Annotated in this window: 21 protein-coding genes; 15 read left to right on the top strand and 6 right to left on the bottom strand. The window is 63.7% G+C overall.

The annotated features are described in order from the left end of the window. The first annotated feature begins 6 nt into the window (after positions 1–6). Genes EPO50_RS17995 through EPO50_RS17965 form a run of 7 tightly spaced genes read left to right on the top strand, consistent with a single transcriptional unit; the run spans position 7 to position 7657 of the window. Complete coding sequence (locus EPO50_RS17995) at positions 7–2604, top strand: hypothetical protein (RefSeq protein ID WP_296346382.1); 2598 nt, start codon at positions 7–9, stop codon at positions 2602–2604. Further along, a complete protein-coding gene (locus tag EPO50_RS17990) occupies positions 2601–2948 on the top strand; it encodes a phage tail protein (protein ID WP_296346381.1) in 348 nt (115 codons plus the stop codon). The genes EPO50_RS17995 and EPO50_RS17990 overlap by 4 nt, the downstream gene beginning before the upstream one ends. A gap of 52 nt (positions 2949–3000) precedes the next feature. Further along, complete coding sequence (locus EPO50_RS17985; protein WP_296346380.1) at positions 3001–4956, top strand: hypothetical protein; 1956 nt, start codon at positions 3001–3003, stop codon at positions 4954–4956. 29 nt (positions 4957–4985) lie between these two features. Further along, positions 4986–5318, top strand: a complete 333-nt coding sequence (locus tag EPO50_RS17980) for a hypothetical protein (protein ID WP_296346379.1) — start codon at positions 4986–4988, stop codon at positions 5316–5318. A gap of 22 nt (positions 5319–5340) precedes the next feature. Further along, entirely contained in the window at positions 5341–6102 is a 762-nt protein-coding gene (locus tag EPO50_RS17975) for a phage minor tail protein L (RefSeq protein ID WP_296346378.1), read from the top strand. Continuing rightward, the gene (locus EPO50_RS17970) at positions 6102–6875 is read left to right on the top strand and encodes a C40 family peptidase (RefSeq protein WP_296346377.1); all 774 of its coding nucleotides are present in this window, start codon (positions 6102–6104) and stop codon (positions 6873–6875) included. Before EPO50_RS17975 ends, EPO50_RS17970 begins: the two co-directional genes overlap by 1 nt. Then, entirely contained in the window at positions 6872–7657 is a 786-nt protein-coding gene (locus EPO50_RS17965) for a hypothetical protein (protein WP_296346376.1), read from the top strand. The genes EPO50_RS17970 and EPO50_RS17965 overlap by 4 nt, the downstream gene beginning before the upstream one ends. 11 nt (positions 7658–7668) lie before the next feature. Here EPO50_RS17965 and EPO50_RS17960 read toward each other — a convergent pair whose 3' ends face one another. From EPO50_RS17960 to EPO50_RS17950, 3 genes are all read right to left on the bottom strand, one after another. Continuing rightward, positions 7669–8271, bottom strand: coding sequence for a hypothetical protein (locus tag EPO50_RS17960; RefSeq protein WP_296346375.1), 603 nt, complete (start codon positions 8269–8271; stop codon positions 7669–7671). Positions 8272–8299: 28 nt separating this feature from the next. Next, positions 8300–9166 (bottom strand): hypothetical protein, encoded by an 867-nt coding sequence (locus tag EPO50_RS17955; protein WP_296346374.1) that lies wholly within the window; start codon positions 9164–9166, stop codon positions 8300–8302. 294 nt (positions 9167–9460) lie between these two features. Further along, a complete protein-coding gene (locus tag EPO50_RS17950; RefSeq protein WP_296346373.1) occupies positions 9461–9853 on the bottom strand; it encodes a hypothetical protein in 393 nt (130 codons plus the stop codon). Between the two features lie 308 nt (positions 9854–10161). Here EPO50_RS17950 and EPO50_RS17945 point away from each other — a divergent pair, with 308 nt between their 5' ends. The 3 genes from EPO50_RS17945 (at position 10162) to EPO50_RS17935 (ending at position 16132) form a co-directional block, all read left to right on the top strand. Next, positions 10162–14388 (top strand): host specificity protein J, encoded by a 4227-nt coding sequence (locus EPO50_RS17945; RefSeq protein ID WP_296346372.1) that lies wholly within the window; start codon positions 10162–10164, stop codon positions 14386–14388. 143 nt (positions 14389–14531) lie between these two features. Continuing rightward, positions 14532–15242, top strand: coding sequence for a hypothetical protein (locus EPO50_RS17940; protein ID WP_296346371.1), 711 nt, complete (start codon positions 14532–14534; stop codon positions 15240–15242). A gap of 2 nt (positions 15243–15244) precedes the next feature. Next, positions 15245–16132 carry a hypothetical protein gene (locus EPO50_RS17935; protein ID WP_296346370.1) on the top strand — a complete coding sequence of 296 codons (888 nt, stop codon included), beginning with the start codon at positions 15245–15247 and terminating at the stop codon, positions 16130–16132. 54 nt (positions 16133–16186) lie between these two features. On the opposite strand, the gene EPO50_RS17930 is transcribed toward EPO50_RS17935, so the two are convergent. Together EPO50_RS17930 and EPO50_RS17925 are read right to left on the bottom strand one after the other, a co-directional pair. Beyond that, a complete protein-coding gene (locus EPO50_RS17930) occupies positions 16187–16501 on the bottom strand; it encodes an EthD family reductase (RefSeq protein WP_296346369.1) in 315 nt (104 codons plus the stop codon). A 64-nt stretch (positions 16502–16565) separates the two neighbouring features. Then, on the bottom strand, positions 16566–17066 hold the full coding sequence (locus tag EPO50_RS17925) for a DinB family protein (RefSeq protein ID WP_296346368.1): 501 nt from the start codon (positions 17064–17066) through the stop codon (positions 16566–16568). Between the two features lie 117 nt (positions 17067–17183). On the opposite strand from EPO50_RS17925, the gene EPO50_RS17920 reads away from it, so the two are divergent. From EPO50_RS17920 to EPO50_RS17905, 4 genes are read left to right on the top strand one after another with little or no spacing between them, the layout of a single operon-like run. Continuing rightward, positions 17184–17750 (top strand): hypothetical protein, encoded by a 567-nt coding sequence (locus tag EPO50_RS17920; protein ID WP_296346367.1) that lies wholly within the window; start codon positions 17184–17186, stop codon positions 17748–17750. Beyond that, a complete protein-coding gene (locus EPO50_RS17915; RefSeq protein ID WP_296346366.1) occupies positions 17747–18649 on the top strand; it encodes a hypothetical protein in 903 nt (300 codons plus the stop codon). The genes EPO50_RS17920 and EPO50_RS17915 overlap by 4 nt, the downstream gene beginning before the upstream one ends. Next, complete coding sequence (locus tag EPO50_RS17910; protein ID WP_296346365.1) at positions 18646–19215, top strand: hypothetical protein; 570 nt, start codon at positions 18646–18648, stop codon at positions 19213–19215. The genes EPO50_RS17915 and EPO50_RS17910 overlap by 4 nt, the downstream gene beginning before the upstream one ends. Next, a complete protein-coding gene (locus EPO50_RS17905) occupies positions 19215–20486 on the top strand; it encodes a DnaB-like helicase C-terminal domain-containing protein (protein ID WP_296346364.1) in 1272 nt (423 codons plus the stop codon). Before EPO50_RS17910 ends, EPO50_RS17905 begins: the two co-directional genes overlap by 1 nt. Before the next feature lie 103 nt (positions 20487–20589). On the opposite strand, the gene EPO50_RS17900 is transcribed toward EPO50_RS17905, so the two are convergent. Further along, on the bottom strand, positions 20590–21111 hold the full coding sequence (locus EPO50_RS17900; protein ID WP_296346363.1) for a hypothetical protein: 522 nt from the start codon (positions 21109–21111) through the stop codon (positions 20590–20592). Here EPO50_RS17900 and EPO50_RS31550 point away from each other — a divergent pair. Next, a complete protein-coding gene (locus tag EPO50_RS31550; RefSeq protein WP_367268051.1) occupies positions 21101–21358 on the top strand; it encodes a type II toxin-antitoxin system ParD family antitoxin in 258 nt (85 codons plus the stop codon). The genes EPO50_RS17900 and EPO50_RS31550 overlap by 11 nt on opposite strands. Positions 21359–21373: the final 15 nt, after the last annotated feature.

Here is a 21373-nt window from a genome sequence, read left to right as displayed (position 1 = left end):
GGGGCCGTGGCTGACCAGGAACTGTTAGTCGTCGTTCGCATGCGGGACGAGGCGTCGGCGGTGCTCCAGCAGGCGATGGCGGCATTCCGCGACCTCGGCGCATCGGCCAATGATGCGGCGCAGAAGGTCTCGTCGCTCAATACCGCTCTTAAGACGGTCAGCGCGACTGTCACGGCTTTCGGCAACATCAGCAGGAGCGTCGGGGCGGGCTTCGCGGCGCTGACCGCAGGGACCACAAACGTGAAGGCGTTTGGCGCCGCCCTGCAGCTCACCGCCACGAGTGCGTCGACCTTCAATCAGACAAGCCAGAAGGTCAGCTCGGGTTTCGCTGCCGTAGGCTCTGCCCTGAATGGCGGTGTCCAGGGCGCGGCGATGTTCGGGACGGCCCTGCAGTCCACGACCACCAGCGCGTCGTCCTTCAATCAAGTCACGCTTAGCGCTGCTGCCGGGCTGGCGACGTTGAACTCGTCGCTGGTGACCAGCCGCGACGCTACCAAGGCGTGGGAGCTTGCCTGGGCCGCCGTGAAGGGCGTGGCGACGTATGCCTTTCAGGAGATCATCGCCAAAACGGACGAGTACAAGAAGATCCAGGAACAGTTGGACACCGCTCTCAAGTCGAGCAGCGGCCTCGACTGGGTGCGCAAGTCGCTCGAAGAACTGAGCAAGGCGATCGACAATCCCGCCTTCCTGAACTTCGTCGCGACGCTGGGCGCGGCATTGTTCGGTGCCACGGCGCTTGCCGTCGACGGAGTCACCTTGCTTGTCCAGGGGTTGACCTTCCTGCTGGAGAACATGGACGGCGTTTTGTCGGTGCTGGCCGTCGTAGCGCCAACACTGCTGGCGGCCTTCGGTCCGGCGATCATGGCCAGTATCGCCAGCGGATTCGCGACGATTGGCACGGCCGCTGTCGCGGCTTTGAAAGCCATTGGCGTTGCGCTCATGGCGAACCCGATCGTGCTCCTTGCCACAGCCCTGGTAGGTGCGGTAACGGCCGTCTACTACTTTCGGGACGAAATTGAGAAGGCGATTGGCATCGACGTCGTCGATGTCACCAAGATAGCCGGCAACCTTCTGATCAACGTCTTCCGGGCGGCCTGGGAGGAGATCAAGTTCCTCTGGAACAACTTCGGCAACATGATCGGCGCGGCGGTCTATGGCGGCGTCAACATCGCCATTAAGGCCATCAACGATCTCCTGTTCGCGGCGGCGGATGGAATAAATTGGCTCATCAGGGCGGCAAACAACACGGGGCTCGTCAATTGGAAGGAGGTCGCCCGGGGTAATGGGATTGCCGAACTCAACAATCAGTATGCCAAGATTCTGAAAGAGAATGATGACGCCCGGGCTGCCAGGAAGGCGGAGATATGGGCCAGCGATCCCATTGGTGACGTAGGAGCCTTGCTCGGGAAGCGCTCGACACCAGGTGAAAAGCCTTCGATCGAACCGACCATCATTCCAGCGGGTACTGGGAGTCTGGCTGGAACGACGACGCAAACCAATACGATACTCAACAACCTCTTCCCTCATCTGGAGAAGTACAACGAGTTGAAGCGGGGCGAGACCAAGGTGCTCGGCCAGAATGCGGAAGCGACGACCAGGGTCTGGAAGGGGCGGGAACAACTCAACGACTCTGAAAACGAGGCGATTGCCTACCAGGCGGGTCTTACAAAGGCGGTAGGTGACTTCGCCAAGGGCATGACGGAAGCCCAAACGAAGGTCGAAGGCTTCTTGGGGAGCATACGCAAGGAAACCAGTACATCTCAGGAGAACGCGCGCGCGCAGATCTTCATGACGCCAGAGAATGCGACGCGAGCCAAGTATAGAGAAGAATACATTGCGAAGGCGAAGAACCAGAATGTGGTTCTCGACGCGACGGGTCTCGATAGGCTTGATAAGGAAGTGGACGAACGGATCGCGGCAGAAGCCCACACGGCACGGATCAAGGAGACTGTTTCCGGCGCGAAGGAAGCCATCAAGAGCTTCCTGCACGATGTTCGCACTGGCTTGAAGGAAGGCGCGACATTCTGGGAGGCCTTCGGTAAGGCGGCGCGCACGGCGCTCGACAAGATCATCGAGAAGCTCACCAACACGATCTTCGACAAGATGGTGAACGGTGTCGTCGACTGGATGTTCGATGGCGGCAGCAAGGGGCCGGGCGCGTCGACGGGCAGCATGCTCAGCCAGGCGATCACCTGGATGGCCAAGCTATTGCCGTTCGCTGACGGCGGCATCATGACCAGTCGGGGGCCGGTGCCATTGCGCAAATACTCGGGTGGCGGCATCGCAACCTCGCCGCAGCTCGCGATGTTCGGCGAGGGATCGGTGCCGGAAGCTTATGTGCCGGTGCCGTCGGGGCGCATTCCGGTCGAGCTGCGCGGCGGCGGCGGGCGCGGGGCGATGACGGTGCAGACCAATATCAGCGTCAACATGGCAGCGCCCGCTGACGGTCAAGCTTCTGGCGGCCGCGGCGGCAACATGATGGAGCAGGCGCGCGAGCTCGGCGCCATCGTCACCGCCATGGTGAACAAGAACCTGCAGGACCAGATGCGGCCGGGCGGGCTGCTCAACCCCAGCGGCTCGTTCAGCGCGGGAGTGATGCAATGACGACGACGGTTCAGTTTCCCGCTATCGACTGCACCTTCGGCACGCCGGTGAGCTATGCGCCGCGCGTGCTGAAGAATGGTTACGGCAACGGCTACGAGCAGAGGGTGGGCGACGGGCTGAACACCATCGCCGAGAAGTGGACGGTGGCGTGGCAGGGCATCAAGTGGAGCGAGTGCCTGGCGATCAACACGTTCCTGAAGGCGCAGAAGGGCTACCTGCCGTTCCTGTGGACGCCGCCGGGCGAGGCGCCGCTCCAGGTCAAATGCGAGAGCTGGTCGCGCGAGAAGACCAGCGGCACCACCGGCAACGTGCAGGCGACCTTCGAGCAGGTGTTCGACCTTTAGCCGGTGAGGGTGATCCCGGATTCCGCAGATCCAGCCCAAGGAGGGGCAGGCAATGGCTCACGTCGTCAAGCTTCGCGTCAAGGACACCACCACCAGCACGGGCAACGGCGCGAAGGTGCTGGCGCGGTCGACCTTGCTCAACTTCCGTACCTTCGACGCGGTGATGACCAACGGCGACACCTGCGACGCCATCGTCGTCAACCGCAGCGCCAACCAGTGGGAGCACTCCTCGTGGAAGATCGCCGGCGTCGGCGGCGAGCCGGTGTTGACGCGGCTCGAGTTCAAGGAGTCCTCGACCGGCGCGATCGTGCACTTCACCGAGGGCACGAAGGACGTGCTGATGCTCTATCCGGTGGCGGGGAAGCTGGACTTCACGGCGCGGACGTTGAGGCTGGCGCCCAACATCATCGATGCCGTGCCCGGCACCGTCAGCACGTTCCGTTTTTACGATGACGGCAACGGTTGGATCGGTGGCATCGGCATTTCCAGTGGCTCGGTCGACTATCGGTCGGGTGGCAATCACAGCTGGTACACGGGCATTGGGTCAACAGCGGCTGCGCAGCTCAACAACTTGGGGCTCGGCGTCGGTGTAAATCCCTCCACCCGTCTTGACGTGTTGGGCACCACAGTCAGTGCTACCGAAAAAATCGCCAGGTTCGGGAATGCCAGTGCCAGCCGCTACATGCGACTGGGTGTATTTAGCGATGGGATCAATCAGTATCCTTTCATCCAATCGTACCATACGAATAGCGACGCCAATCCATGGAAGTTACTTCTCAATCCGTATGGCAAAGAAGTTGGTATTGGCGGCGTGCCAGGGGACAATTGCATACTCGATGTGATCGGTAGTCCCAGCTACGCGCACATTAGAGCTGTCAATTACGGTACTACCGGCCAGCAGGTCAGCGTGAGGTTGAATGTTGGCGGCAGGATCGTCAGCCAAATAGTCGACTACAACGGCCAATACTATTTCGAGGTCGGGCAGAATGTCCCGACCAGGTACAGCGATTTCGACACGCATCAGTGGCGGTCGACTGGTGGCGCTATGCGCATGCAACTGACTGCAGTCGGACTTGGCATCGGCCGGGCCCCGGGTGCTTCGTTGGACGTGTTTTCATCGGCAGTAGGCACTGGGTACAATCAGATCGCGCTGTTTGGGGCCTTCAACAACGTAGGTCTTACGGACCATACGCGACTGTTGATCGCCCAGATTAATACGAACGCGATGCTGATGGAGGTCGCCGACAAAGATAATGTAAAGGGGGTGATGCTGTTGCAGCCCTATGGCGGGGCAGTGATAGTCGGTGGCTCTTACGCTGTCGACCGAGGGCAATTTTCAGTGCAGGCGAGTTCCGCTGGTACTCTGATGTCGCTGATCCACAATGACTCGACTGATCCAACTTCCCATGCACAGCTCCGCCTGAGCGCGGGGGGGCGTTATGTTCGGCATATCGTAAGCTATGCAGGGACGCACTATCAGGAAATAGGTAGTGGCGTCGTGACCCGATATTCTGATTTCGACCAGCATCTCTGGCGGAACAATACCGGAGTGGAGTTCATGCGCCTAGTTGGAGGCAACCTGGGCATCGGCGGTGCGCCCGGACCGTACAAGCTGGACGTTATTTACAGCCAGGCCAGTTCAGGTGGTGTTCGTGTCGCGAATGGTAGTCTGGACGCCGCAGCGGGATCAGCTTTCATTATAGATCTCAGTTCCGTGCCCTGGGCATACGGCGGCCTTCGTATTCGGAAGAACGGCTCAAACCCGATTGTGGAACTCACCACAGGTTCAGGTGTCTCCGGTGGCGTAGCGATCCAAGGGATTGGCGTCGCGATCACGAACCTAGCCAATCAGCTTTGGTTTAAGGTTGAGAACTCTGGCCAGATGTATCTGGCCAATACGAGCGATCCTGGGGTCAACCCCGGCGCAGGGGGGTATCTTTTTGTTGTCGGAGGTGCTTTGAAGTGGAGAGGCAGTTCAGGCACCGTCACGACAATCGCGAACGCCTAGACACAACCGACCAAGGAGGGTCGCATCGCATGTCTGTTACCTATACGTGGAAAGTCGAGCAGATCGAATGCCGACCGGAAGTTGGTGAATACGAGAACGTCGTATCGACGGTGCACTGGCGGTTGTTCGGTACCGATGGTGACGTGCAGGACTCGGTCTATGGCTCCGAGAAGGTCGATCTCGTGGAGAGCGTGGTATTCACTCCGTTCGAGGAACTCACCGAAGAAACCGTCATTGGGTGGGTGCAAACCAAGCTCGGGACCGAGCGCATCACGACCCTTAAGGGCGCGCTCGGCAAAATGATCGGGGACCGCATCGCGCCACCCATCGTTCCGCTGCCGCTGCCCTGGTCGGCCGCGTAACGCTCCTGCCGAGAGGCATCCCATGTCATCCACCGCGCCGCACGGCGTGCTGCCGCATGGCGACGAGCTGTTCGCCGTCACGCGGCTCGCGGCCGACAGCCAGTCGCTCACGCCCGGCGACATCGTCGTGCTGTTCGACATCGACACCGCGCCGATCGGCGGGACGGAGATCTGGTATCTGTGCTCCGGCCTGGTCGATGGCGCGGCGCCGATGTGGAAGGGCAACACCTATGCGCCGCATCCCATCGTGGCCGAGGGCTTCGAGTGGGCGGGCCGCGGCCAGCTGCCCCGGCCCAAGCTCACCGTCGGCAACGCGCTCGGTCTCCTGCAGGCGGCCGTCGTGCAATACAACGACCTGCTCGGCGCGAAGGTCACGCGCTGGAAGACGCTGAAGAAATATCTCGACGGCCAGCCCAACGCCGATCCCGACACGCACTACATCCCCGACATCTATCACGTCGATCGCAAGGTCTCGCAGACCAAGGGCATGATCGAGTTCGATCTCTCGGCGGCGCTCGACCAGCAGGGCGTGATGCTGCCGCGCCGCCAGATCATCCGCGACGCCTGCACCGAGACCTATCGCAAGTGGGACGCCACCACGGGCCAGTTCGTGCCCGGCACCTGCCCCTATGCAGGTACTGCGAAGTTCACCGCCAAGGATGCGCCGACCGATGCGGCCCATCTCGATGTCTGCAGCCACAAGCTCTCGGGCTGCAAGGCCCGCTATGGCGCCGACAGCGAGCTGCCGTTCTCGGGCTTTCCCGCCGTATCGAGGACTCGCTGATGCTCGACATCTCTCCTGCGCTGCGCGACGCCATCGTCGACCACGCGCGCGACGGCGCGCCTGAGGAAGTGTGCGGCGTCATCCTGGGCAAAGACGGCGGCGAGCGCTACGTCCCCTGCGCCAACATCGCCGCGGACCGCACGACCGCGTTCGAGATCGACGCCGGCTTCATGGCAGAAGCGCGGTCGTCGGGCGAGCTGCGCGCCATCGTCCATTCCCACCCGCACGGGCTCGACGGTCCGTCGAAAGCCGACATGGCCCAGGCGGCGGCGGATGATGTGCCGTGGGGCATCGCCGTGCTCGACCCTGTGCACCGGCCAAAACTCTTCTTCTGGGGCGACATGCTGCCGGTCGCGCCCTACGAGCAGCGGCCGTTCCGCCACGGGATCGCCGATTGCTACGCCCTGGTGCGCGACTGGTACCGGCAGGAGCGGGGACTCGCCCTGCCGCTGACGCCGCGCGACCCCGAATGGTGGAACCACGGCCAGCGCGTGATCGAGGACAATCTCCATCGCTTCGACTTCGACGAATTCAGCGACGGCGAGCCGCTGCAGTTCGGCGACGTGCTGCTGTTCCAGGTCGGTGCGCCGACGGTGAACCATACCGGCATCTATGTCGGCAATGGGCTGGTGTTGCACCACCTCACCAACCGCCTCTCGCGCAAGGACGTGCTGGGGCCGTGGAAGCAGAAGTATCACGCCAGGACGATGCGGATGCGGCCGACCGCCACTTCGTCTGCCGTGCAATCGATTGCACACGGGGCGGGCCAATGATGCGGCAGGTCTATCTCTACGGCGTGCTGGGCCGCCGCTTCGGCTATCGCCACCGGCTCGAGGTCGACACGTTGCCCGAAGCGATCTGGGCGCTGTCAGCGATCCGGCCGGGCTTCAAGGAGTATTTCTTCCGCGGGCCGGCCTATTCCTTCGTCAAAGGCGCGACGCGGCGCGGCGGCATCGACCTCGACCTTGCCGAACTGCCGATGACGCTTGGCCGGCACGACATCCACATCATGCCCGCAGCGATGGGCGCAGGCGGCGGCAGCACCGGCAAGACGGTCGGCAAGATCGTGCTGGGCGTGGTGATGATCGCGGGTGCGTTCTTCACGGCGGGCGCCTCCCTGGCTCCCATGATCGCGCTGGATGCGGCGATGTATGGCGTCCCGGCGGCCACCTTGACGGCGACCGCGGGTGCTGGCGGCATGAGCGCCGCAATCGGCGCCGGCGCGATCCTGGGCTCGATCACCTACGGCAACATCGCCTCGGTCGGTCTGATGATGGCGCTGTCCGGTGTGTCGCAGCTTATCTCGCCGACGCCGCAGGCCTCGCAGGCGGCCTACACCAACTTCGAGCGGCCCGAGGCGCGGACGAGCTTCATCTATGGCGGCGCGGTCAACACCTCGGAGCAGGGCGGGCCGATCCCGATTCTCTACGGCCGCATGCGCATCGGCTCGACCCTGGTGGCCGCGAGCGTGTCCACCGACCAGATCGAGAGCACGACCCAGGCCGGCGCCCCCGGCACCACGGCCCGTCAGGCCTTCTCGGGAGGGGAGCTGTGAGCTGTCTCGGTTCACTTCTCGAGTTCGATCTTTGCTGCGACGGGCCGGCTGGCGCGGGTGATCAGGATCGTGCCGCGCAGTGAATTGTCCGGCTGGAGGGCGAAGGTGCCGGTCAGGTAGTGGCGCGGATCGATGATCCTGACGTTCAATCCGTCGATCACGATCATGTCCGTGCCGGGGCACTTGTAGCTCGCCGAGATGGAGATGCAGTTCTGCGACGCATCCTTGGCGTAGAGTTTATAGGCCAGGCTCCGGCCGTTGCTGCGGACCCAGTTTTCCATCGTGGTGTCGCCTTTGACCTCTTCGAGGAGATCGAGCCGGATCTGATCGCGCTGCATCAGCCGTGCGGCGAGCGACTGGCTGCGCAGGGACTTGCTCTTGGAGGCAAGACCCGCATCGACGGCGAACTTGCGGACAGCGGGCCGGTTCGAGCAGGCCAGTTCCTCGAAAGCGAGGAGCTGTTTCAGTTCGCTGCTCTTGGCGTCCTTCATCACGTCCATCAGTTCCTCGATCCGGGGCGCGGGGATGTCGACGAGCTTTTCGCAAGCAAGCGCCGTATTCGCGGCGGCGGAGACCAGGCCCACGAGCATGCCGATGAAGGTTCGGATCACCATCTGCCGTCTCCCCTTGTAAGGCGATTTCCTATTCCCTGTTGATGACCTTGAAGTCGAACCTGGGCAGCTCCGGTTCGATCCTCTCCAGGATCAGCGTGCAGTTGCCGAACCGGATGGGCTCGCCATAGACGAGCGGCTGCTCCTGAAACCCGGAGAGATAGTCGGTGCTGTAGAGGATCCAGCCGGTCGGCGACGGCTTGGCCACTGAACTCGGTCGCGCGCTCAGTCGGGGCTGCCCGCACAGAGTGCGCGGGGTGTTGCCATAGAGCGAGACGAATTCGGTCTCTTCGACGATCGGGGTCTCCTGAACGCGCGGCGGTGGCGTGGGGGGCGTCGCGGGAGGCGTCGTCGTTGGCGCGGCTGAGGTTCCCCCCGTCGGGGCGGGAAGAGGCGCGGGCTGCGCCACGATTGGAGGCTGCGCTGGAATTGCAGGCTGCATTGAGACGGCGGGCGGCGCCGGTGGAGGATTGCTTGCGGTCGATTGGCCCGGTGAGGGTGACGGCGGGGGCGAGGGAGGAGGCGAGGGCGCCGTCTCGCCGGACGCGTGACGCTCAGGCTGATTGAACAGGCGGGCGGCCGGGGGAAACCAAAAGAACGTGGCCAAAGCAATGGCGACGAGCGGCACCGCAACGAGGGAGAGCAGGAAGCCGCGTTTGATGATCTCCGTTCTCTTGCTGGACTTAGAAATGGCGTGCAGGCCATCGAGGATCAGGAACAGTCCGCCACTGCAGAAGGCCGCTGCGCCGAGAGCGGCCGTCACCACGAACAACCAGGTCCAGTCGGGGAGCTGGGCTTGCGCACAGGCGATGCTGGCGGCACAGACAGCGCCGCCAACCTGGCAGGCTCGCTCCGCCAGCTTGGTCGTCTGCGCTTTCCCTTTGACTTGGCGGTTCATCGAGACCGGACCTGTCCCAAGGTTGCGGCTTCGGGGATTCTCGTGAAGGCGGAATGACGATTCAAGGTTGTTCTGGGTGGCACCTCTTCACGCGCCTGTGTTCTGTTTGGGGCCATTGGCACAACACCACCTCCCCATTCAAATGGGGAGGTGCCGCGTCATACGCGGCGGAGGGGTCATGCCGTGAAGCGTCCGACCCCTCCGCCCTCGCAAGACGAGGGCACCTCCCCATCTGAATGGGGAGGAGGCGAAGAGCGGTGCACCGTCTTTGGGCAGGGTGGGATCGTCATCCTGCTATTTCCGGTTGGTCATTTTCTTGATTTCGCTAACAGCGGCCTCGTACTCTGCTTGAGAAAGCTCTTCGAGGACTTTTACGCTTTGTATTGCGTCGAGGGTGACTGTGGGAATATTCCCTTGGTCGACTAGGATATACACACAGTCAATGTAGCCCGATCCATCGTTCGCCAGGTGGCGTTTGGGATTGTGCAGAATGCCTTTCACGTCGGACTGTCCATCGCGGAAGGTAATTTTTGCGTGATAGTGCTTGCCTGTATCTTTTGGAATCGAAAGCCTCAGGTCATAAACCTGAACAAGTTGCCTTCCGTCTGGAAAGGTAACCCGCTCATAAGATTTTGGTGTTTGAGCTGTCTTATCCTTCGGTGCTCCGGAACTGGCATCGTCACTCATATTTCATCACCTAAACCATCGCCTTAGGTGATTTTACCACCGCTCGACTGAGACACGGTCGAATAAAGTGGTCCACTCCCGAGCCACCATGTCCGCCTCCGCATAACTCAACGCCCGCCGCGGCTAGGCTGTCTGCTGATCAGGCTTAAGGCAAAACGCCACCTTCCCATTCAAATGGGGAGGTGCCGCGTCATACGCGGCGGAGGGGTCATGTGGTGAGGCATCTGACCCCTCCGCCCTCGTGAGACGAGGGCACCTCCCCATTTGAATGGGGAGGAGGCGAAGAGAGGTGTAGAAGGAGGCGAGTTGTGAGTTCGATCAGCGAGAGCCACACCGTCTTTGGGCGCGGCGGCAGTGGAGGCGGCAAGGGCGGCGGGCAGGAGCCGGTGGGGCGGTCGCCGGTCGAGGCGCCGAACTCGCTGCAGTCGCGGTCCATCGCTCGCTTTCTCGACCTGTGGTGCGAAGGTCCTATCGAAGGGCTGGTCAACGAAGACCAGTCGATTTTCTTCGACGATACGCCGCTCAAAAATGCAGACGGGTCATTCAACTTTACAGGCGTCGCCTGGGACACGCGCTACGGATTTCCCTTCGGCACGCAGAAGTACATGGCGGGCTTCCCCTCCAGCCGCAGCACGGTGGCGGTGGGTGGTGGTAACGGCATCGAAATCAAGAAGGGTAACGGATTGACCCCCGGTGCCACCCATACCATCAACAATCCGATGGCCAACGCCGCCATCGTCAAGATCACGACGCCCGCACTCTACATTCAGAACAATGTTACCGGCGACGTGAACAACTACACGTCCAATTTCCGCATTTTTGTTACTGCCCACGGCGGTACGCCTGTGGAGACGCACTATGTCGGCTTCCACGGCAAGTGCACCTCGACCTATCAACGTGACTACCGCGTGGCCCTGCCTGCTGGCGGCGCGCCGTGGCTGATCACGTTCTTCCGAGAGAACGAGGACCACACTGCCAACTACATTCAAGATGCATTGTACCTCACCTCCGTCACCGAAGTGGTCGACGGCAAGCTGGCCCATCCCAACACCGCCTATTGCGGCGTGCAGATCGACACGGCGCAGTTCTCGGGCAAGGCGCCGGCGCGCTCCTATGACGTGAAGGGCCTGCTGATCAAGATCCCGTCGAACTACGATCCGATCACCCGCAAGTACACAGGCGACTGGAACGGCACCTTCACCACCGCCTGGTCCGACAATCCCGCCTGGTGCTTCTATGACCTGCTGACCAATACGCGCTACGGGCTCGGCCTCGATCTCGCCGCGGTGAATCCGTGGAAGTGGGACCTCTACACCATCGGCCAGTATTGCGACGCGGTCGACGAGACCGGCACCTATGTCGGCGTCGACGACGGCGCTGGCGGGAAAGAGCCGCGCTACACCTGCAACATGCTGTTGAACAGTCGGCAGGAAGCCTACGCCGTCATCAACACCATGGCGTCGATCTTCCGCGGCATGCCGTTCTGGTCCTCCGGCGCGGTGCGCGCGACGGCCGACATGCCCAAGGCTCCGGTGGCGTTGTTCACGAACGCGAACGTGCTGGGCGGCGAGTTCAAGTACGAGGGCACCTCGCTCAAGGCGCGGCACACCACGGCCAAGGTCGTGTGGAACGATCCGGCCGACGCCTATCGCCCCGCCGTCGAATGGGTCGACGATCCCGAGGGCGTGTCGCTCTACGGCGTGCGCCAGATCGACATCGTGGCCTATGGCTGCACCAGCCGCGGCCAGGCGATCCGCACCGGCAAGTGGGTGCTCGACACCGAACGCACCGCGACCGAGACGGTGCATTTCCGGTCGGGGCTGGAGCTGGCCGACAAGTTCCCCGGCGACATCGTCTCCATCGCCGACGAGAACTATGCGCAGCAGATCTTCGGCGGCCGCATCATCTCTGCGACGCACACCAGCGTCACGGTCGACCAACCCTACGCGGTGCTGGCGGCCTTCAGCTACACGCTGCACATCACCATGCCCGACGGCACGTTGCAGAAGCGCACCTTGACCAACGTGGCGGGCGAGACCGCGACCTTCACCTGGTCGACGCCGCTGCACGAGGAGCCGTTGGCTGGCGCGGTATGGGTCATCACGTCCACGTCGCTGCAGGCGCGGCAGTTCCTGCTGGTCTCCAACATCGAAGTGGGACCGGCAACCTTCGAGGCGATGGGCGTGTTCCACGACCCCGCCAAGTTCGATCGTGTCGAGAAGGGCATCGTCGTTTCGCCGCCGCCTTACAACGTGACGCCGACCGGACCGATCGTGCCGCCGACCGGCCCGACCTCGAAGATGCGGCTCTATCAGGTGGGTTCGGCGGTGCGCGCTGCCGTGCTTCTCTCGTGGGAGAAGTCTGACGACGGCCGCGTCTATGCCTACGAGGTGCAGGTCAAGGGGCCGCAGGACCTCGACTACCAGACCATCGGCACGACCTCGATGACCAGCATCGAGTATCAGGACAGCCAGGAAGGCGTCTATGTTTTCCGGGTGCGCGCCAAGGCGCTGAACGGCAAGACCAGCGCGTGGATGGAGGCCAAGCCAGTCACGCTCACCACAGCGGTGCCGCCCAGCGACGTGACGGGGCTGCAGCCCGTCTTCGATCCCGACGGTGTAGCGATCAAATGGGACGCCGTGGAAGACCTCAACGTCGACTACTACGAAGTGCGTCGTGGCGCGAGCTGGGGCACTTCTACCAGAGTCGGCACTCCGCGCGAACTTCGCTACACGGAGAAGGGCGTCGCTGCCGGGACGCACACCTACTGGGTCGCCGCGGTTACCAAGCCGCAGGGCATTTATAGCCCCACGCCGAGTGGCATCAACGTTGTGGTCGCTGCCCCTCCCACACCGACAGTCCAGGTGGCGCTCGATGCTGATCTCTACAAACTCACTTGGACCGGCGGTGTTGCTGCCCATGGGTTCCAAGTCGAGGAATACGAAGTCCGTACCGGTGCGGATTGGAGTTCCGCCACCTTCGTGACCTTCGTAAAAGGCACGACGTTCACCGCGCCCGTTCGCTGGGGAGGTAGCCGCCGGTTCTGGGTCGCGGCCAAAGACAAGGCGGGCAACTACAGCACGCCCGCTTCAGCAGACTTGAACGTATCGGCCGCGACCTCCGTCACCAACCTCACCGCGCAGGTGATCGACAACAACGTGCTGCTGCGCTGGGGACAGGCGACGTCCGCGCTACCCATTGACCGGTATGTGGTGAAGAAGGGCGCGACCTGGGCCAGCGGAACCCTGATTGGCGACAAGTCCGGCACCTTCACGTCGGTGTTCGAAAGCGCGTCGGGCACCTACACCTATTGGGTCGCGGCGGTCGACAGCGGCGGCAACGAAGGCGTACCCATGTCGGTGACGGCGGTGGTCAGCCAGCCGCCCGATTATCTGCTGCGCACGGAGGACTTCGCCGACCTCGGCGCGGGCCGCACCGGGCATGTCTACTCACGCATCACGGCCGGCGACATGTATGCCGGCACGACGGCCTTGTGTCCCGTAACCGCCGGCAAGACGTTTCGCTTCCAGATCTGGGCCAAGGCCTGGACCGAGCCCGGCCCGGTGCGTCTGCATCTGCGCGACGGCGCCAACACCGAATATGCGACCTTCGACTTCACGCCGACGTCGAGCTGGCAGCTCTACAAGGTGCAGGCGACGTTCCCCTCGGGGGCGGTTCCCGACATCGTGGTCTATGTGAACCCGATAGGGGACAGCGGTGCCGTCGGGGCGAGCCTTCTCCTGGCCGATGCCGAGATCGTTCAAGTGGGCTCTCTGACGAACCTGCTGCCGTTCGATTTCGGCGGTTCGGGTTGGTACTACTCGGGAGCGGGCACGGGCATTCAGAACGCCGTGCCGGGGCCGTTCGACGGCGTGCTCACCAACATGACGGTGCAGGCCGGCGTGCTCTATGGACCGGCCGACACGGGCGAGACCTGGGCGACGCACTTCACCGACCAGGGCTGGGACCAGCCCTCGGACCAGATCGCCGCCGGCTATCTCGACTGGCTCGATCCGGGGCCCAGCACGGCAAGCTATGTCGAGGTCTTCGACTACGACTCGATCGTACAGGGCACACTGGTCACGATCGCGCCGAACAAGACCGACTTCTCCGGCGCGGTGGCGTTATCGATCACGCTCGAGAGCAGCCTCGACGGCGTCGCCTGGACGATGGTCGGCACCGGCGCGCAGCAATATGTGTCGAACTTCCGCTACCTGAGGGTGACGCTCAACCTCACCAGCGCCGGTGCTGTGTGCGCGATCAACGCGGTGTCGGTGAAGCTCGCCTCCAAGACAAAGACGGATGCCGGAATGGCGCTGGCCGTGGCGGGCGACGCCGGAGGTACGACGGTGACCTTCAACACGCCGTTCGCCTCGGTGAGCTCCATCCAGGTGACGCCCGTCGGCACCGCGGCGCGCTACGCGATCTACGACTTCGCCGGCACGCCCTATCCGACGAGCTTCAAGGTGCTGCTGTTCGACGCGGCGGGAAATCGCCTGACCGGCCAGGTGAGCTGGACGGCGAGGGGATACTGATAACTCACCTCCCCATTCAGATGGGGAGGTGCCCTCGTCTTACGAGGGCGGAGGGGTCAGGGCGGTGCACAACATGACCCCTCCGCCGCGTACGACGCGGCACCTTCCCCGCTGACGGGGGAGGTGAATATAAGGAGACCGAAATGGCTGACTGGAACAATCCGGTGAACACGTCGCTCTACACCGACGTGATGCAGATGATCAAAGATCGCGACAATGCGGCGATCACGATGCTGGGCACGGGCAGTATGCCGTCGAACCTGCCGAACGGCGCGATGCGGTTCAATACCTCGACTTACCTGTTCGAGAAGCTGTGGGACGGCGTGTTCTATACGCAGGCGATCTCGATCGCCGGCGGCGGCACCAGCGCCACCACGGCGGCCGGCGCCCGCACCAATCTCGGCCTCGGCGTGGTGGCGACGGCGAATGTCGTGCCCATCGCCTGGGGCGGCACGCAGGCGACCGATGCCGCCGGGGCGCGCAGCAATCTTGGCCTCGGCTCGATGGCGACGCAGAACTTCAATGCGGTGTGGATCACCGGCGGCACCATCACGGGCATCGCCGCGCTCGGCATCGCCTTCGGCGGTACCGGCGCAACGACGGCGGCGGGCGTTCGCTCTAACCTAGGCTTGGGAAGTCTCGCGACGCTGAATGCGGTGGGCGTGGGTGAGATTTGGGATGGGAACATCACCACTTCAAAGCTCCAGGATCTTGCTGTGACGACGGCTAAGCTAGCGGATGGAAGTGTGACCGATGCGAAGATCGCCCCCGGCCTCAACGGCAAGGGCACGCGCACCGTCTCGACCTCCACCCCGTCGAGCGGAAACAACGGCGACATCTGGTACCAGGTGTAGCCATGGCGAACGAGCTGACCTGGCTGAAGGATGGCGGCGCCTGGAAGCAGGCGACGAACATCCACATCAAGGACGCGGGCGCGTGGAAGCCGGTGAAGGGCATCTGGGTCCATGACGGCGGAGGGTGGAAGAAGGTCTACTTCAAGTCCTTCCGGTTCAATCACACCTACAGCACCGACACGGCGAGCCCGAGCATGGCAACGTTGGCCACGTCGCTGGGCTGGAACGGCGCCGATCCGGTGGTGGGCAACGTCACCGTCAATGCCAACCTCTATTCGACCTCGACCGGCGTCGCGGCCTTCTACTGCCACGGCTTGCCCGCGGGATCGGTGATCAAACTCACGGTCAATGGCGGCAGGACCATCGGCGGCCGCGGCGGCCAGGGCGGCAACGGGGTAGCCGGCAGCAATGGCGAGACCGGCGGGCTTGCGATGTACGTGCGCAACACGCTGAACGTCGTCAACAACGGCGTGATCGCAGGCGGCGGCGGTGGTGGCGGCGTCGGCGCCGACTATATCGACTGGGGCACCAACACCTTCATCGGCGGATCGGGCGGCGGCGGCGGTCGCGGCGGCGGCGCGGGCGGCGGCGGCATCAACAATGCGGGCTACATCCCGGGCGTGCCGGGCAACAGCGGCTCCTTCGCGGCCGCGGGCTCGGGCGGCGCGGGCGTTGCGCATGCCATCGGCGGCGAAGAGGGCAGCGTCGTGTGGATCCAGGGCGGCAGCGGTGGCGCGGGCGGCGACTGGGCGCAGACCGGCAGCTCCGGCGCCGCGGCGAGCAACGGCGGCGCGGGCGGCAGTGGCGGCCTCGGCGGCTGGGCCGTCGACGGCAACTCCTTCGTGACGTGGCTCACGCCCGGCAGCCGGTTCGGGCATCTGGGGAATTGAGGCGCAGGCTCGTGCAATCGATTGCACGAGCACCCTTGGGCTACGCGCCCGGCTTCACGCCACCGGCTGGCTGACCTGCGTCACCGGCTGGACGTCCGTGAACTTGGCGATATCGGCGAACACTTCGGGCGCGCGCGGGCCGGTGAGGCTGGCCTTCAGGGCGTCGGCGCTCTCGAAGGTGAGATGGGCCATCAGGATGTAGGGGGCCGGTCCACCGCCGCCAGCGGAGACGCCGCGCATCACCTGCACCGTCTTGAGGCCCGTCGACGCGAAGGCCGATTTGACCAGCGGGATGTGGCTGTTGTCGTAGTAGGCGGCGTCGAAGCGCGCGCCGTCACTGCTGGGATAGAGGACGCTGAAGACGACCATGGGACCTCCCGGGTTCGTATTCGGGTTGTGCGCGCGCTGCGAACTCTACTGTCGACCTGATCGGCTACTCTGGCATCATCGGCAGGTCGGTGTCCTGCAGTTCCAGCCCGCATTGCGTGAGAAGACAGTGACATTGCCCGCGATGATGGGTCTGGTGGTTGAAGAAATGCGTGACGAAGATCCAGCGCAACCCGCTGACCTCCCGATGCACGCTCCTGGAAAAATAGGCGAGGTCGCCGTCGAGCCAGCCGGGCCCGAGCGCATCGGCCCAGCGCACGATCTCGGCGTCGCAGGCGACGCGCTCTGCCCGTAGCGCGTCCCAGGTGGGATAGGCCGAGAGGCCGTCGGCCAGCGCGGCGGGCGGCGCCGGCATCTGCTCGAAGCGGCTGATCCAGAGGGTGTCGGCCCAGACGAGGTGGGCGAAGGTCGCGTGGATCGAGCCGAAGAAGGCGCCGCGTTCGCGCCGTCGTTCCTCTTCGGAGAGCCGGCCGGCCGCGCCGTAGAGGTTTTCGTTCTGCCAGCGATTGTAGCGCGCCATGCGTTGGGCGTAGGCGACGTCGATCATCGAAACTCCCGGTCATTCCAGGTGAAAAACTTGCTGCCGCCCGCAAGCGTAGCTAGTCGAGGAAGCACGACACAACACAACACGACGCAACGCAACGCAATCACCAAGGAGGGTGGCGTGCTGGTGCTGGCTCTGACCGGATCCGCGGGATCCGGCAAATCGACAGTGGCGGATCATCTCGTGCTGCGCCACGGCTTCCGCCGCCTGCGCTTCGGCGATCCGTTGAAGACAATGCTGGGGGCGCTGATCGCCGCGCAAGGCCAGCCGCCGGACTATGTGAAACGCTGCCTCGAGGGCGATCTCAAGACACGGCCGGTGCGCGAGCTGGCGGGGCGGACGCCGCGGCATGCACTGCAGTCGCTGTCCCAGGGCTGGGGCCGTGAGGCGATCGGACCCGACCTCTGGGTGCAGTGCTGGCGCGGCGCGGTCGAGCCGATGCTGCAGGCGGGGCCTGTCGTTGCCGAGGATTGCAGCCGCTTCGACGAGGTCGACATGGTGCGCACCATGGGTGGGCTGGTCTGGCGGATCGTGCGCGAGGACGAGGCCGTCACTCCCGATCCCGAACAGGCGAGCTTCGAGGTCGACGCCAACCTCCTGAACAACGGCGCTGTGCCGGCGCTGCTGCTGCACGTGAACCAGCTTTTGCGCGACCATGTGCGGCGCCAGCAGACGAGGAACAAATGATCACACTCAACCGCTGCATCGAGGTCGCGGGCGGCGATCGCGTCGGCCGGTTCCTGTACCGGCTGCATCACTGGACGAACTTCACGCGCATCGTGCGCGGCGGCGTCAAATGGGTCGCGCTTACCTACAATCAGTGGGCGGACGAACTCGCCGTCTCCTACACGCAGTTCAAGTACCTGCTCGAGAAGGCCGCCGCCGCCGGCCAGGTCGTGCGCGAGCAGCATCGCTTCCGCGGGCTGAAGGTGCTGTTCGTGCGCCTGTCGGACGACACGCGCGTGGCGATCGCCCAGACCGGTAAGGGCAAAAGTGCCCAGACCGGTTTGGGCAAAAGTGCCCAACTCATAAGAAACTCGAATCAGAAACCTATTGAAGTAACTAAGATTGCGAGCGGCCCGCCGGCCGCCGCGGCACCCGCCCCAACGCCAACCCAAATCAAGGTCCCGGCCCTCGAAGCGCTGTGGCGGGAAGCGCGGCCGTCGGCGCCGATCACGAAGAAGATGCGCGGTCAGTTCCGCCACCTCGTCCGCACCCTGCGCGTGGGCGAGGCGGAGCGTGTGGTGCGCTTCGCCCTGGCGCACTGGCCCGCGATCGTGCGCGCCGCCGAAAAGCATCACGGCGCGTTCAAGTCGCCCGACGTGCCGCAGCTCGGGTTTCTCGTGAAACACATCGAGGCGGCGCGAGGCCTGATGGGGGAGCACTCTCAGCATCTTCGCCTCCCCATTCAAATGGGGAGGTGGCAGCGTCTGACGCTGTCGGAGGGGTCAAACGCCGCTGATGACCCCTCCGCCCGCGCAGACGCGGGCACCTCCCCCGTTGACGGGGGAGGATGGGAAGTGTGCGCCGACCGGCGCGTCATGACCTACCGCGAGATGCTGGCGCTCGAAGGGATCGCGGCGTGAGCGGCGAACCCTGGTTCAAGCCGCATGGCGTGCTCGATCCGGAGCGGCATGCGGCGTTGATCGCAAACCGCGAGAGCATCGCGCGGGATGCGGGGATTCCGGTGCATCTGCTGTGGCAGAAACTGCCGGCGCTCACGGCTTCCGAACGTGATTGGCTGGCGCGGTTCCATCATCACCGTGGCGAAGGACGCTGCGGCCTGCTGCTGACGGGCGAGGCGCCGGCGCTCGATCCGTTGCAGCGCATCGGCGCGCTGGCGGGGTGTCTGTCGCGCAACTTCGTGCGGGCGCGGGTCGTGCCGCTGCTCGAGGCACTCGAAGCCGTCGCTGACGGTGCGCCGATCGCCGCGACCTGTCTGCTGATTCCCGACTTCGTGCCCGACCGCGCCACGGTGCGCGAGGCGCCGGCCTGGCGGGTGGCGCAGATGACAGCACTGCTGACATCGCGCTGGAGCGCGTCGGGCCTGCAGACCGTGCTGCACGCACCGAGCCTCGCCGACGCGGGCCGAGAATATGGCGGCTTCGTCGCGGACCTGCTGCGCAACCACTATCTCGAGGTCGCCATCTGATGCTCTCCTCCGCGCAGCGCTATCTCGCGGCCGTCATCGCCGAGGGCACGGTCGAGACGCTTCTGAAGCACGGGCCGGTCGCGCATCTCTTCGCGGGCGAGGAGGAGCGGCTGTGGAATTACTTCGACCGCCACGTGAAGACCTACGGCACCCTGCCGGACTTCGCGCTGGTCAAGGCCGACACCGGCTTCGATCTCGCCGCGCAAACGCAGCCCGCCGCCTTCTATCTCGACCGCGCGCGCGACAACCATCTGCAGCAGAGCCTGCTGGCACTGCTGGCCGAGGTCCATCACAAATACCTCGCCGGTATCAACGGCAACGGCAACGCCAACCCGCGCGAAGCGCTGAGCCGTCTCGGCAACGCGGTGATGGCGCTGTCGGTGCAGAACAGCGGCGCGCTGGTGCTGGATTATCGCCGCGCGCAGGACCTGATCATGCAGGCGTTCAAGGCCAAGATGATGGACGCCGGCACGATGGGCCTGCAGCTCGGCTGGCCGACCTTAGATGCGATGACCGGCGGCCTCGGCACCGGCGACATGATCGGGCTGGCGGGGCGTCCCGCGGCGGGCAAGACCTGGTTCATGCTGTGGATGGCGCTGCATGCCTGGGCCGCGCAAGGCAAGGTGCCGCTGTTCGTCTCGATGGAGATCAAGCCGCTCACCATCGTGCAGCGCCTGCTCGCCATCCACGCGAAGCTGCCGTTCAAGGGCATCCGCGATGCCGCGCTCACGACGAAGCAGTATCAGCAGATGAAGCACATGCTGGTCGAGAGCGCGCAAAGCCCGGTGCCGTTCCATGTCGTAGACGGCAACCTCACCGCGTCGGTCGCGGACCTGCATGCGCTCTGCCGCCAGCTCAAGCCCGACTTCGTGGTGATCGACGGCGCCTATCTGCTCACGCATCCCACCGAGCGCGACCGCTTCAAGCGCGTGGCGGAGAACGCGTCGTTGATCAAGCAGCATATCTGCGATCTCGCGCCGACCGCGTGCTCATGGCAGTTCGCGCGGCCGCCTAAGAGTTCGACGGGCAACCAGAAGAAGCAGCCGCAGACCGGCGACGATATCGGCTACTCCGATGCGATCCTGCAGCTCTCCTCGCTGGCGCTGGGCCTGATGCAGCCCGAGAGCGCCGAGACGATCAAGCAGCGCGAGGTCTCGATCCTGAAGGGCCGCAACGGCGAGACCGGCTCGTTCACCGTGAACTGGAACTTCGACTGGACGACGGACTTTTCGGAGGTGACGGAGCGGGTGGAGGAGCTGGAGGTGGAGTGAATTGAATCTACGGAAACGACGGAGAGCGAACAGGCGTACAAGCTTGGCGCTTCCGAGCTTCGTTTGGCGAGGCACCCACCTGCCATACTTTGCGAAGGTATATCTAAGACTTGAAGTCGGTGAAATGCACTCGGGCAGTCGGCATGTTGTCCTTGAACGGACTATGCTTCAGGAGGAAGTCTCTCCAGAATTGGACAACGCTCTCGATCACGATCTCCGCTGCAATCCAAGCCTTGAGATCATCTTGTTGTACTTCGATCTCGAGACGCTGAGTATCGAACGCTGATCTATCGAAGGCGGCGCTATCGAAGGCGCCCGCGACTTTCGTCTGTTGACTGGTCCTGCGGTCGAAATGCTTACTCCCGTTGCAGATGTCCTGCATGAGTTGAAAGTAGGGTGCGCTGCTGTCTAGCCAGTTAATAAAAGTCACCTTGTCGCGGATACCAAGAATCCTCCACGTCCCATGGTCGCTCTTAAGCCAATCGCCCCATATCCATTCATGCATGTGATAAGCGGTGATGGAGCAGTTGATTGCAATACGCGCCGACGTCGGGTTGTCTTGAAGATCGGCGAAATCTTCGAGCAGTTTCTTGTAGAAATCCCGCGAGGTTTTTATGTTGAACATTTCCTGGCCCCACCACTCCCGCTTGCTTGAAGAGCATGAGTCTTGGACCATAGTATTGCAAGCCGCCCTCATGGTCGGCGAGGAGTCTGGCACACCCGCGCCCTTCGATAGCGAGGCCAAGCATTCTAGGTATGAGCCGTCGCTAGCTGTGAAAGACATTGGCAACAGTCAGGTTGATGACGATTGCCCGGCACCAAGAATCTCGAATAGTACCGCTTCGCGTATCACCTCGCAGAGCAACCCTTGAGCCCCTTGTTGCGTT

The organism is Reyranella sp. (assembly GCF_004297405.1).
In the GTDB taxonomy this organism is placed as follows: domain Bacteria; phylum Pseudomonadota; class Alphaproteobacteria; order Reyranellales; family Reyranellaceae; genus Reyranella.
The sequence above is the reverse complement of the archived record's forward strand: the minus strand, read 5'-3'. Positions and strand labels throughout refer to the sequence as shown.